The sequence below is a fragment of the Niastella soli genome (assembly GCF_017742245.1).
GTDB lineage: Bacteria > Bacteroidota > Bacteroidia > Chitinophagales > Chitinophagaceae > Niastella > Niastella soli.
On sequence record NZ_JAGHKO010000003.1, the window covers coordinates 174060 to 186899 of the forward strand.

The window sequence follows — 12840 nt, forward strand, 5'->3', positions numbered from 1 at the left end:
TAACAAACAGAAATTTATGCACATACCTCGGGGTCATATAAGATACTAATGTATGGAAACGTTTTATTTTTGCCAGAATGAACGTACCCTGCCTGATTTGTTTAGCATTTGATTGTAAAGTTATTACATCAAGGGCTCAATTAGGGCTGCGGTAACGCGAACGATCTGCTTCCCTAATATTTTTTGTGAGATCCCTATGAACCCAACTTTTACAACCAATAACCGTGAAATGGCCCCCTGGCTTGAAAGCATTTTAAATGACTGCCAGGACGCTGTGTTTATTACTGACCGGCATTTTAATATGCTTCACTGGAACGTGACAGCAGAAGAATTGTGGTTTAAACAACCCCGCAGACCTGCTAAAAAAAATATAGTTGATTTTCTGAATGGTCTGTTTCCCGGATATCATGAATTGCACAGCCAACTACAAAGAGCCATATCCCTCGATGAACAGGTGGAAGATATTTTTGTAACTGCGCCTGATGGTAAAACCTATCGTGTTTCCTGTTATACCCATAAATTTCCTGGTACTCATTTCCTGCTTGATGTCGTATTCATTCTGCGCGATCTGCAGGCGACCATTCGTAGTAAAAAGGAAATCCGGCCCGGTGTACTTTATAAAACCCTGCTCAACTCGCTGGAAGAAGGCGTAATGCTTTTACAAGGCGATCAGGGTACCATTGTTTCGGCCAATAATAAAGCCTGTGAGATCATAGGTTGCGGCCAGGACCAACTCATTGGGAGGAGCCTTGCTGAGATTGGCGCCAAAGCGTTTAAAGAAGATGGTTCCCCCATGAGTATAGAGGAATATCCGGGCTTGATCACTTTGCGTACAGGAGAAATTATACATCAAAGGATACTTGGCGTTATCAATGCCCAGGGCCGGATGATCTGGCTATCGGCCAATACCTGTTTACTGGAAGAGTTTAATGAAGCGGTGCCTGGGCTGGTAGCTGTTATTTTCAATGACGTTACTGCTTGCAGGGAAGCGGAATCACGCCTGTCTGAAAGTGAATATATCTTTCAGTCGTTCATGAACAATACACACAGCCCCGCCTGGATCATTGACGAGGATGGCTATATCATTTACATGAATGATATTTTTAAAGGGGTGTGGAAGTTGAACGACAGCCACCTGTACACCAATATGCGCGACCTGATGCCTAAAGAAATGGTGGAACAATACGTGGCCAACAACCAACGGGTGCTGGAAACCGGCCAGCCGTTGATCACCCTTGAGAATTCACTGCGGCAGGATGGCAGCAATGGGGTATACATCGTGTACAAATTTTTGTTGCAAACCTCCACGCCTAAACGTCTTATTGGCGGACAGTCTATCGACATTACAGAAGAAAAAAGGGCGCAGGAAGAGATAGTGAATGTGAACGAACGGTTCTATTACACCACTAAAGCTACTTCAGATTATATCTGGGACTGGAATATTGAAAAAGGCACTATCTATCGCAGCGAACCATTCAGCCGGTTAACCGGGTATACCCAGAATGATATGGACCTGTTCTGGTTGCTGGAAAGGATACATATTGATGACCGTCAGCGGATCATGCACCATATCAATGACTGTATAATGTCAAGGAATAATTACTGGCAGGATGAATACAGGTTCCTGTGTGCCGATGGTAGTTATAAATATTTATTAGATAAAGGATACATCATTTACAAAGATGGGATAGCCGTCCGGGCCATTGGTGCTATTCAGGACCTTACCGAAAAAAGAAAGCTGGAAGAAGAGCTGGCGCAGCAAAAAGAAAAAGAACGGCTGCGGATCAACCAGGCCATGATCGCGGGTCAGGAATATGAGCGTAATGAAATTTCAAAAGAACTGCACGACAATGTGAACCAGATCTTATCATCGGCCATGATCCTCCTGAGTACTACCAAGGGGAGCGATGAACCGGAGGCGCTGATCGATAAAACAAGCCAGTATATAAACCTGGCAATCCAGGAAATTCGAAAGATCTCCAAGTCGCTGAACTCTTCAATTGTAAAAGAAGTTGGGTTAATTGACCCGGTTGAAGACATCATAAAGAACATGCAGCTGGTGCGGCCAATGGTGGTGGATTTTGAATGCGATCCTGAATTGGAAGAGGTGTTGACGCACGATGTGCAGTTGATGCTGTATCGCATTATACAGGAGCAAACCAATAACATTATGCGGTATGCCGAGGCAGGTTATGTGCGGATCGCCATCGATAAAAGCGATACTGTATTAACGCTGGTTATCCAGGACAATGGGAAAGGGTTTGATGTAAACGTACAGCCCAAGGGCATTGGCTTGTTGAATATCCTCAACCGTGCAGAAACATTGGGTGGAACACTCGCCATCGATACAAAGCCGATGGGTGGCTGCCGCCTGGAAGTAAAGATCCCGCTAGGATAAAGGTAGAAGGGTGAAGATCAAGGACCTTCACCCTTCTGCTTTCAACCCGTCTTCGCAAAGGCTTCGGCAGGAAGCCTTCTACCTGCTACGGAAGCGGTTCCGTAGCGCCACTTGTCATCCAGGGCAAATTGAATTTATGAAACTCGATGGAGCGATGGCTGTTTGGGCTATCACCGGTGTTTTCATTGATCTCAATAAGCGCCCCAATGGTATAATCGGCTGTTTTTACCATACTGCTGTAACCACCCTTACCTTGTGCAAATGCTTCGTCATCTGTTAACCAGTCGTAGATCTTACGGCTGAGGGGCCAGGTAACACCGCCGTCATAACTTATACGTACCCGCATTTTACACCGGGTTTCGGTGCTGGCTGAATTCAATACCATAATACGATCGGGAGAACCGGTATAGCGAACCGTAGAACCTTCGCAGGCTGGGTCGAGCAATACATCGTCGGGGGCAAAGGCACTGAAGCTGCCGGTGATGGTGCCGCGTGATACCCAACGGCGTTTGGCTGTTGCCCAGGTGGTGCTGGTAGCGCGGTCGTTGCGCATCAGACGTCCGTCGTTTAATTCAACAATAGTGCCCTCACTGGTACCACCAGGTATCAACTGGTAATGCCAGGTAGCGCCATGATCGGTGCTGTAAATATTTCTGCCGATGGCAGGAATGACCAGCGTGCCATTGGTGGTTTGAATACCAACACCGGGGCCCATGGCATCCCAGGTATAACCTGAGGGCAGCAGCGTGCTGGTCATATCGGTTGGAGTGGTGAAAGTAAGACCATCGTCATCACTGTATGAGTAATATACTTTGCGATCGCCCCAGGTATCTATTTTTTCGTACCCATCAGTGCCGCCCTGGTTTTTGGTGGCGGAGTTCCAACTCATAAATACCCATATGCGGCCCGTGTTGCGGTCAACTACCGACGTGGGGTTGCCCCATGTACCTTGTCCGGCGCCTACAACTTCCATCATGGCCGACCAGGTAGAGCCATTGTCAGTAGAACGTTTATACTCTACGTTAATATTACCGTAATCCTTGTTGGCGCCCATGCGGCCTTCCACAAAAGCAAGCAGCGTGTTATCGTTGGTTCGAACGATACTGGGAATCCGGAATGAATGATAGCCATCTGTGCCGCCATCAAACAATTTAATGTAGGTGTGGGTTTGGGTGGCTTCTGTTGTAGCGCCCCGTTCGTCATCCGTGGTTTTTTTGCTGGCAATTCCTTTTTTGCAGGCGGTTGCCGACAAGGCTATCACCGTAATGATGGTGAACAGTCTTGACAATTGGTTGATGCGGGTGTTCCCCGGGCATGTTGTTTGTTTCATTGTTCAGGTTTTTAAAATTTAAAAAGCAATGTGCCCGGTGAAGAAGGTACCACCAGGACACACCATTAAAAGAAAAGAGCTACCAGGTGAAACAAACCGGTTGAAAGAACTGGTGAAGCCCTCCAATTTCCCGGAAAAGGCATCTTGCAACGGTCGTTTTGTTAATCTTAGTTCTATGTTTTAGATTGTTGTTCATGGAGGTTATTAAGTTATTAGGGTATTGAGTTGGAAGACTTGCTGTTATTTGTAGCGTGTCAACAGCTATGAACTTAACAACAGGCGCCCCCAATAACCTACGAACCTAATACCTACTGCCCTTTCACAATCAACACTTTCCTGCTAATAGCCTTCCCACCGGCTAATCGAACAGTCACATTGTAAACCCCAGCTTTCAGGTTATTGGTATTAACAGAAAGCCGGTTCACTCCTTGCTGCAACACTACATTGAGCTGCTGGGCGCTTTGTCCGAAGTTGTCGGTGAGCACAATACTGGCGGGCTGCGACAAACCACTATGCGTATATTCTATAGTGATGGTATTTCCGGTTACCGGGTTGGGCGCAATGGACAACGTCCGGTCCTCAGTGATCTTCGTATCGCTGGTAACAGCGGTAACAGCCGTTTGAATAGCTGCGCTATCCGGATTGTAATAGTGATTCAGGATCCAGGTATAGGTTTGATCAGTTCCCCAGAAGCTGGAACCCCATTGACACATGCCCCGGCCGGCGCCATTCTTGGTCCTGCCCACACAACGGCTATCTGAAATACAGGGATAGTCGGTGCCGGTGCCACTATAGCCATCGCCACACCCTGCGTTGTTTGATTCTGCACAGTATTCTGCTTTATAGATAGCGCCGTTCTTGATGAGTACAATTCCTGCAGTGGCAATAGCCGCATTCTTCACACTCGTAGCGCGATCGGTTTGCCAGGTCTGGTGACAGGCTGCTGCGGAGAGGTCATAGTTGCTGGCTACAGGGTTCTGTACAAACCAGGCGCCGCGGGACCGGTAGGCTACAGTACCTGCTTGTAGCGAAGCCGCATTCCAACTGCTGACCCATTCATCATCTACTCCCGTTTGTACATACGATTCCAGGCTCATTACCTGTACATGTGGATTGGCACAGGCTGTACAGGAACAACTGGTGGCTACCCGAATAACAGCGGGCACGGCCAATGCGGCTAATGTAGTAGCGGCTGATTTCTGTCGGGCATTAATGAACGTGTGACCAGCGAAGGCTGTTTGTTCTGCCAGTGTTTTATCAAACAACCCATGGCGGCGAACAACCAGTTCTTCATTTGCAAATGTTGCCTGATGCGTGTTGGCGGATGTTAAGGCAATCTGCATTTCATAAGTATCAGGAATGGCATATAAATGCTGAATACTGTTGGTGAGATAACCTGCTTTGGTTGAATGTATAGAAATAGTAGCAGGTGTTTGTCCGGGTGCTATTGCATTGGCCGGTACGATTAACGAAAAGAATCCTTTTGCGTCGGTAGTCGTTGTATAATTTCCTGTTTGTATTTGCACGCCACTCAATGCGCTGTTCAAGGCTCCATCGCGCACATAACCCGTTAATACCATTTGATTGGGGTTGCTGGTAAGCAGGGGAGAAGTATTAGCGGCCAACCGGGCAGTGCTGGCTACATCCAGATTAATGTCTGCATATACGCTGTCATTAGGCCCGCCATAAAAGAAGGTGCTGATACTTTTGTATCCGCTTTTGGAAAAAGCGAAAGTGTATTTGCCACTGTCCAGTCCATACACCAGTTGTCCGCTGGAATTGGTAGTGGCGCTGCTGGTGCTGCCATCGGGTTTGGTGATGGTAACGGCGGCGCTGGCAATGGCGAGACCTGTGCTTTGATCTTTTACGGCAAAGGAGGCAACTGTAAGCGCTGGTGTAGGTGGTAATTGAATGAATACACTACCAGGGTTGTAATAATGATTCAAGATCCAGGTATAGTCTTTATCACTGGCCCAGCGGCTGCTGCCCCATTGACACATGCCGCGGCCATGTCCGTTCTTTGCATAACCCGCGCAGCGGGCATCGGAAATACAGGGCCAGGCAGAACCTGTTCCACTGTAGCCATTGCCACAACCTGCGTTGTTGTTCTCAGCTGAGTATTCTGCCCTGAAGATGGCGCCGCTTTTAACCAGAACAATGCCGGCGGTAGCACTGGCGGCATTGATACAGGCGGTAGATTTGTCGCTTTGCCAAACCTGGTTACAGGTAGTGCTGGCAATATCAAAGCTGCTGGCAACGGGATGTAATACATACCAGGCGCCATACGTGCGATAGGCAACAGCACCAGCCTGTAAGGAGGCCGCACCCCAGCTGGCGATCCATTCATCATCCAAACCTGAGCCGGTATATTCTTCCAGGCTCATTACATCAACCGAGCTGCACGACGTACAGGAACAACTAAGACCTACCCGAATGCTTGTTGGTACGGTAGCTGCCAAGGTTGCATCTACTCTGGCTGTTGGTGCTGATGGAACGGCAGCGCGTTGCTGTTCATCAGCAGGCGTCCGGTCAAAGAGCCCATGTACAGCCTGTTCAACAGCAGGTGGCGTTTGTTGCATCCGCGCAGCGCTTACCGGCGCCAACGCGATCTTCATGGTATAAGCATCGGGTATTACATAAAAGTTTTGAATGGTGTGAGTGGTATACCCGTTTTTTGAAAAGCTGATCGTGGTTTTTTCAGGTGTGCTGCCTGGGACCAATTCGGGCGTGGTACTGGCTATCACCAATGAGAAAAAGCCGTTGGGGTCGGTGGTGGCATTTGTGTTGCCACTACTTACCTGCACCCCGGCCAGCGGGGTGTTGCCCGCGTCATCCCGAACATAGCCGCTTACAATGGTCTGATGTGCGTTTGCCCGAAGTTGTTGTATGCGGGCGTTGCGATCAACCGGCTCCAGGTTTATACGGGCTTCAATGTTGGTTTCAGCACCCGACGAAAAATAGGTGATTAAGGGTTTGTACCCATTGACGGCGAAAGAAAAGTCATACCTGCCATTAACGGCAGTAAATGATAGTTTGCCATTAGCGGTGGCTGTTAATGTGCTGGTGCTGCCATTGGGCGTGGTTACCCGTACCGTAGCGCCGGGCAATGCAAACCCCGTATTTTGATCTTTTACTATAAATGTGATATTGGTAGTCTTGCCCTGTTGCTGTTGCGCCCAGACTGGCGAGAACAACAAGAAACCCAGTGCAAGTATCATTATTGATTTAATCATAGTATAATGTTTAATAGTTAGACCTGTAAGGTGGACTTCAGCGTTCTGAAAAATCAGTGGCGTGAGTTCACCTGACAGGTCTTGTTTTGAACCTTCATACGGCCTGTCTGGTCCAGGGCATCAGGTTGATAGTGCAAGACCCAATGATGGATCCGCCAGAGCTGGACAGGCTCTTACAGGTCTTATCTTACTACTAAGATCTTCTTGCTTGTTGCTTTACCACTAGCTCCCAGTCGGACCGTGACATTGTAAACGCCCGGTTTGAGGCTACTGGTGTTTATGGAAAGCCGGTTCACTCCTTGCTGCAACACTACGTTGCGTTGTTGGGCGCTTTGTCCAAAGTTGTCGGTCAAAACAATAGTAGCAGGTTGGGAAGCTGCGGCAAGCGTATAGTCGATAGTGATAGTGCTGCCGGTAACCGGATTGGGCGCAATGCTGAGTGTGCGGTCATCTGTGATCTTGGTATCGCTGACATTGGTGCTGACCAATGCGCCAGTGGCCGTTTGAATAGCTGCGCTATCTGGATTGTAATAGTGATTCAGGATCCAGGTATAGGTTTGATCAGTACCCCAGAAGCTGGAACCCCATTGACACATACCCCGGCCGGCGCCACTCTTGGTCCTGCCCACACAACGGCTATCTGAAATACAAGGGTAGTCGGTACCGGTGCCGCTATAGCCATCGCCACAACCAGCGTTATTTGATTCTGCGCAGTATTCTGCTTTATAGATAGCGCCGTTCTTGATGAGTACAATTCCTGCAGTGGCAATAGCCGCATTCTTCACACTCGTAGCGCGATCGGTTTGCCAGGTCTGGTGACAGGCTGCAGCAGAGATGTCATAGTTGCTGGCTACAGGGTTCTGTACAAACCAGGCGCCGCGACTGCGGTATGCTACTGTGCCGGCTTGTAAGGAGGCGGCATTCCAGCTACTAAGCCATTCATCATCCAATCCCGTTTGTACATACGATTCCAGGCTCATTACCTGTACATGGGGATTGGCACAGGCCGTGCAGGCACAACTGGTGGCTACACGGATAACGGCCGGTACTGCCAGCGCTGCTGCGGTGATCGCCGATGCTTCCTGACGAGCCCCCACAATGGAATGCGCATGTGTACCGGCAAAGCTTATTTGTTCTGCCAGTGTTTTGTCAAACAACCCATGGCGGCGCACAACCAGCTCTTCTAAGCCTGGTAAAGGCGTAGTGGTGAACGAGGTAGCTGGTGTCAGGGCAATCTGCATTTCATAAGTATCAGGAATAGCATATAAATGCTGAATGCTGTTGGTGAGATAACCTGCTTTGGTTGATTGTATAGCAATGGTAGCAGGTGTTTGTCCGGGCGCTATTGCATTGGCCGGAATGGTCAAAGAGAAGAACCCTCTTGCATCGGTGGTGGCAGTATAGTTTCCGGCGCGTACCTGTACTCCGCTGAGCGAACTGTTCAAGGCTCCGTCACGTACATAACCCGTTAATACCATTTGATTGGGATTGCTGGTAAGCAGGGGAGTAGTATTAGCGGCCAACCGGGCAGTGCTGGCTACATCCAGATTAATGTCGGCATATACGCTGTCATTAGGCCCGCCATAAAAGAAGGTGCTGATGCTTTTATACCCGCTTTTGGAAAAAGCGAAAGTGTATTTACCGCTGTCCAGTCCATACACCAGTTGTCCGCTGGAGTTGGTAGTGGCGTTGCTGGTGCTGCCATCGGGTTTGGTGATGGTAACGGCTGCGCTGGCAATGGCGAGTCCTGTGCTTTGATCTTTTACGGCAAAGGAGGCGATCGTAACCGCAGTAGGCGGATTGATCAGGTCTGCATACCTCGACCAGTTCCAGTAAATGCCGGGGTCTGTATGCGTATTGTCAGGATAATGCTGGTGACCTTTAATGCGTACGGTTATCGGTAAAAAGTTGGTGCCCGAAGTGGCAGGCCCACGAAAACAAGTGGAGCCATCTATGTTATTGCTGGCGCAAATGTCACGCACCAGGGCAGCAGAGCTGTTGTACATGGCATCGGTGTACCAGGTATTACCGCTCTCAACAAACCCTTCGTGTTCTATACCAATGGTGTAGGGGTTGGCACTCCGCGCATGCCAGGCCTTGTCTTTCTCCAGCACCATTTGAGTGATCTGTCCGTCGGATGAACGCACCACATAGTGAGCGCTTACCTGGGCGCTGGCATTGTTGAACCAGCTGATGGTGCCGGCATAGCTGCCCTGGGTGGTATGTATTGTTACATTGGTGATGGCCACACCGCCGCGGCCAACAGTGAAATTGCTGGTGCTGGCCTGGTCCCACAAGGCGGGCGGGTAATCGGTGCTTTGCACGGCCGCCACTTCACTGGTGGATTCCGTTCTGGCATTGCCTCCACTGGCAGTGATTGGTTGCGGGTTGGTGACAGGTAAAACAAACCCATTGGCTTTTATTTTATCCTGTAGGAAATCAACCCTAACACCGGGCGCACTCAGGGTGCGTAATAGTTTGGGTGAATAGATCTTTTCTAATTGTATGGGCCGGGGTAATTGCTTGAATTTAGCTGAACTGAAACCCTTTTTCCAATGATCGTATACATCATAGGTATACAATGAATGGGCATAGGTATTCACAGCTGTTCCATCATCAGGGATCTCTGCCAGTTTTTCGAGCACGCTGGCAAAATTTTCGGCAGTAAGGCGGGCGCCTGGATATTGTCGCTCAGCTTCCTTACTCAGGAATTTGGCTACAGCGAGGATCTGCAGGCGCACATCGTTTTTAAATTGTGCTGCCGTAATACCGCTTAATGCAATTACGGTGTGCAGGTTGTTTTTGAAATATCCCTTGCCATCTTCAATAAGGCCAAATATGCCATATCGCAATGGCATGGCCACTTCATCGCCATCCCCCGGAGTTTGCGGGTGCATGTTGTTCAGGCGCGAAGCCGACCAGGCGGCAGATTCCAGTACACCTTGTGGAATATTGGGGTACTGTTGATACGCTTCGGCAAACCAGGCGTTGTAATTGTCTGTTTGTGCCATGACTTCTACCCTGAATAATAGGATAAGAAATAAACCAGTTAGTAGTCGTCGTGTACTCATCATGTTTGATTTTACTTGGTTAAAAAGAATAAGTGTTTAATGCAAAAGAGATCCCGTTGCCTGCTGCGGTATATATTCCGAACAGGCAAAAAAATATAGGGTTCAGTAAACAGCGTTCACTGATGTACAGGCATAAGCGGGCTATACTATAGTGTAGGGAATAGGCACGGATAGTGGCCTGGGGCCATTGAACTGAAGTCCTTTACTGGTGAATAGGGACTGTAAAAGAATATGTAGAACATAATTAAGATAATTTTCCCAAATAGCAATACGATCGCTCCAAAAATTATATCAACATTATGCGGAGGGGGAGTGCGGGGTAACGTTGTTGTACACATGTAATTGTGTAAAGAGCTCTTTATTAGAGCTTCTTATATCACTAATGAAAGTATGTGAATGGAGAAATTCTACGGGCTTGTGTAGGTGTCTTTTCTAATAAAGGGCCATTTCTGCCAAAAACCCGCCCTGCATAAAAACGCAGGGCTGATTGCGAGGGTGTTGGTGTTATTAGGCTAATGTAATTTTCAGGGCTACATAAAATTATTATCTTTAATAGGTAATAGTCAACTAAGATGCTACGAAGAACATTACTATTCATAACCGGTATATTACTGGTTTTAATAACCGGAGTTTTCTGGGGTACCTGGTTTTCGTTGAGCAGGACCATGGATACCCTGTCCGGGGAAACCTTCGTAGTGATCGGTAAACAGATCATGAAAAATGTTGCCCTGGGGATGAGCATTATGATGCCGCTCGCCATTGTTGGTCTAATAGCCTTGTTGTTAATAACAGGTAGAAGGAAAAAAGACCATTTCTACTGGTTGCTGTTTACACTTATAATGTTTGTAGCGGCATTGGCGATCACCCTGTTTATTGAAGTACCGCTGGATAACCAGATAAAGACCTGGACTGATGGTAATCTGCCTCATGACTGGGGGGTAGTCCGTGACCGCTGGCAGGTCTATCATTCCGACCGCACCTTTCTTTCACTCGCTGGTATGGCCTGTTACCTGATGGCCGTGATCAAAAGATACACATGATGGTCATTGTTCTTGCGTTTTTATCCTGTTATGGTTTGATGAGAGATTGATCTCCCTGAATATTTTTACCAGGTAATGCAATTGTACCAGGCCAAAAAGAGCCTGTAAAACACCGGTTATTTCAAACAGCCAGTCGTTGGGCATTTCATATAGGGATGGCGGAAAGAGCCAATGCATGTTAGCGGTTGACAAACCGGTAAAGAACAGGATGTTTTTCAGTAAATGATTATAAATGCCTTCATACACCCCAATAAAACCGCCAAAGAACAATCCAGCCGCAGCCAGATACAAATAGAGAAAGACTTTCTTTTTACGCCATTCGTATAATAAGAGAAAAGCACCGGTTATCAATAAGAGGAGAAGGCCGTGATACAGGATGTGCAGTCGCCAGGGCGTTTTGTATAGCCAGGCGCCATAGGCATGGTGCAGTGCGGTAAGTATGTAAATACTGATAGTGGCCACTAATGAACCTATCAGTAAACGCAGATCGGGTTTGAATGCTCGGTGATAATTCATATTCTTACTTTAATGCGTTTGAACAATTGTAATTTTATGTAAAGCTGTTGTTGTTGGCGTATTCATACAACATACGATACCAGTCAAATGACAGTTATTGAACAAAACCGCCTAAAATGTTCAGCAATATGAAAGAGGATCTGTCTGAAGACCGGCGTATTCAGAAAACGAAAAAGCTACTGGCCGATTCATTGGGCCAGTTGATGCGGGAAAAGGAATACGATGCCATTACCATCCAGGATATCATTGATAAGGCTAATGTAGGGCGAAGTACTTTTTATGCTCATTATGAAAGCAAGGAGAAATTGTTATTGAATAATATAAACTTTCAACGGGAGTTGATCCATTTCAATAGTGACGATCCGCAGCATCCCATGGGGATAAACCTACCGTACCTGTTCAATCATCTGGCAGAATATAGTTCCATTGTAAAAGTGATCCATGGCACGTCCATCGGTTATCAAATGGCCGAACATTTTGCAGGCATCATGGTGGCCAAAATAGTTGGATATTATAAGCGGAAGCCGTTGCCACCAGGAATGGATCTGCAGTTATTGCAGTACAGGGCGGAAGCGGTGGCTGCCGGAATTGTGCGGATGGTCTTTTGTTGGGTACTGGAGGATACTCCCATTGCAGTATCAAAAATGATAGTCCAGGCCCAGGAGCTATTGAAAGGAGTGTTACCGCCCTTTAATAGGGAATAGAATGGTTTGCTCAGAACTGCGGGCCAATCAAAAATATTTTCGCAAAAAATGGAAAAAGAATTTGTTGTGTTGAAAATACTCCTACATTTGCACCCCCAAACGAAAACGGGGCAGTGAAAAAGAAGAAAAGAAAAGACAGCAAGAAAGATTCACTGCAATAGCTCTTAGAAAGGAAAAAAGAAAAAGGAAAAAAGTGAGAAAAGATTTGGTGAAATGAGAGAAACGCTTACCTTTGCACCCCCAACGAAAAAGGGACAGTGAGAAGGAAGAAAAGAAGAGAAGAGAGGACGAGATGAATCACTGAAAATCAGCTCTTAGAAAGGAAAAAAGAAAAAGAAAAAAGTGAGAAAAGATTTGGTGAAATGACAGAAACACTTACCTTTGCACCCCGATCGAAAAGAAGGGAAGCGAGGAAAGAAAGAGAGGAAGAAGAGAAGGGAATAAGAGCAAGTTAATGAAGTTAGAAATAAGATGAGTGAGAAGGGAAAGAGGTAAAGAAACCATAATATTATAAAGATCTTTGAAAGTTTGGAAGCAACAGCACTTGA

General features: G+C 47.3%; 7 protein-coding genes. 3 read left to right on the top strand and 4 right to left on the bottom strand.

Going from position 1 to position 12840, the window contains the following annotated elements; all coding sequences use genetic code 11:
- Nucleotides 1-196: 196 nt before the first annotated feature.
- Nucleotides 197-2398, top strand: coding sequence for a sensor histidine kinase (locus J7I42_RS14785; protein ID WP_209139597.1), 2202 nt, complete (start codon nucleotides 197-199; stop codon nucleotides 2396-2398).
- Between the two features lie 85 nt (nucleotides 2399-2483).
- Here the strand turns inward: J7I42_RS14785 and J7I42_RS14790 are convergent, their stop codons facing one another.
- From J7I42_RS14790 to J7I42_RS14800, 3 genes are all read right to left on the bottom strand, one after another.
- Nucleotides 2484-3728: a sialidase family protein gene (locus tag J7I42_RS14790; RefSeq protein ID WP_209139598.1), complete on the bottom strand. Its 1245-nt coding sequence runs from the start codon at nucleotides 3726-3728 to the stop codon at nucleotides 2484-2486.
- 308 nt (nucleotides 3729-4036) lie between these two features.
- Nucleotides 4037-6961 carry a carboxypeptidase regulatory-like domain-containing protein gene (locus tag J7I42_RS14795; protein WP_209139599.1) on the bottom strand — a complete coding sequence of 975 codons (2925 nt, stop codon included), beginning with the start codon at nucleotides 6959-6961 and terminating at the stop codon, nucleotides 4037-4039.
- Between the two features lie 182 nt (nucleotides 6962-7143).
- Complete coding sequence (locus J7I42_RS14800; RefSeq protein ID WP_209139600.1) at nucleotides 7144-10032, bottom strand: N-acetylmuramoyl-L-alanine amidase; 2889 nt, start codon at nucleotides 10030-10032, stop codon at nucleotides 7144-7146.
- Between the two features lie 572 nt (nucleotides 10033-10604).
- Between J7I42_RS14800 and J7I42_RS14805 the strand changes: the two genes are divergently transcribed.
- Nucleotides 10605-11072, top strand: a complete 468-nt coding sequence (locus J7I42_RS14805) for a DUF1772 domain-containing protein (RefSeq protein ID WP_209139601.1) — start codon at nucleotides 10605-10607, stop codon at nucleotides 11070-11072.
- 3 nt (nucleotides 11073-11075) lie between these two features.
- Here J7I42_RS14805 and J7I42_RS14810 read toward each other — a convergent pair whose 3' ends face one another.
- Nucleotides 11076-11588 (bottom strand): hypothetical protein, encoded by a 513-nt coding sequence (locus J7I42_RS14810; RefSeq protein ID WP_209139602.1) that lies wholly within the window; start codon nucleotides 11586-11588, stop codon nucleotides 11076-11078.
- A 128-nt stretch (nucleotides 11589-11716) separates the two neighbouring features.
- Here J7I42_RS14810 and J7I42_RS35595 point away from each other — a divergent pair, with 128 nt between their 5' ends.
- Nucleotides 11717-12292 (top strand): TetR/AcrR family transcriptional regulator, encoded by a 576-nt coding sequence (locus J7I42_RS35595; protein WP_209139603.1) that lies wholly within the window; start codon nucleotides 11717-11719, stop codon nucleotides 12290-12292.
- The last annotated feature ends 548 nt before the right edge of the window (nucleotides 12293-12840 follow it).

Excerpts from the sequence above, each read along its gene's own strand:
- J7I42_RS14785 (WP_209139597.1), top strand. The coding sequence starts at position 197 with ATGAACCCAACTTTTACAACCAATAACCGTGAAATGGCCCCCTGGCTT.
- J7I42_RS14790 (WP_209139598.1), bottom strand. The coding sequence starts at position 3,728 with ATGAAACAAACAACATGCCCGGGGAACACCCGCATCAACCAATTGTCA.
- J7I42_RS14795 (WP_209139599.1), bottom strand. The coding sequence starts at position 6,961 with ATGATTAAATCAATAATGATACTTGCACTGGGTTTCTTGTTGTTCTCG.
- J7I42_RS14800 (WP_209139600.1), bottom strand. The coding sequence starts at position 10,032 with ATGAGTACACGACGACTACTAACTGGTTTATTTCTTATCCTATTATTC.
- J7I42_RS14805 (WP_209139601.1), top strand. The coding sequence starts at position 10,605 with ATGCTACGAAGAACATTACTATTCATAACCGGTATATTACTGGTTTTA.
- J7I42_RS14810 (WP_209139602.1), bottom strand. The coding sequence starts at position 11,588 with ATGAATTATCACCGAGCATTCAAACCCGATCTGCGTTTACTGATAGGT.
- J7I42_RS35595 (WP_209139603.1), top strand. The coding sequence starts at position 11,717 with ATGAAAGAGGATCTGTCTGAAGACCGGCGTATTCAGAAAACGAAAAAG.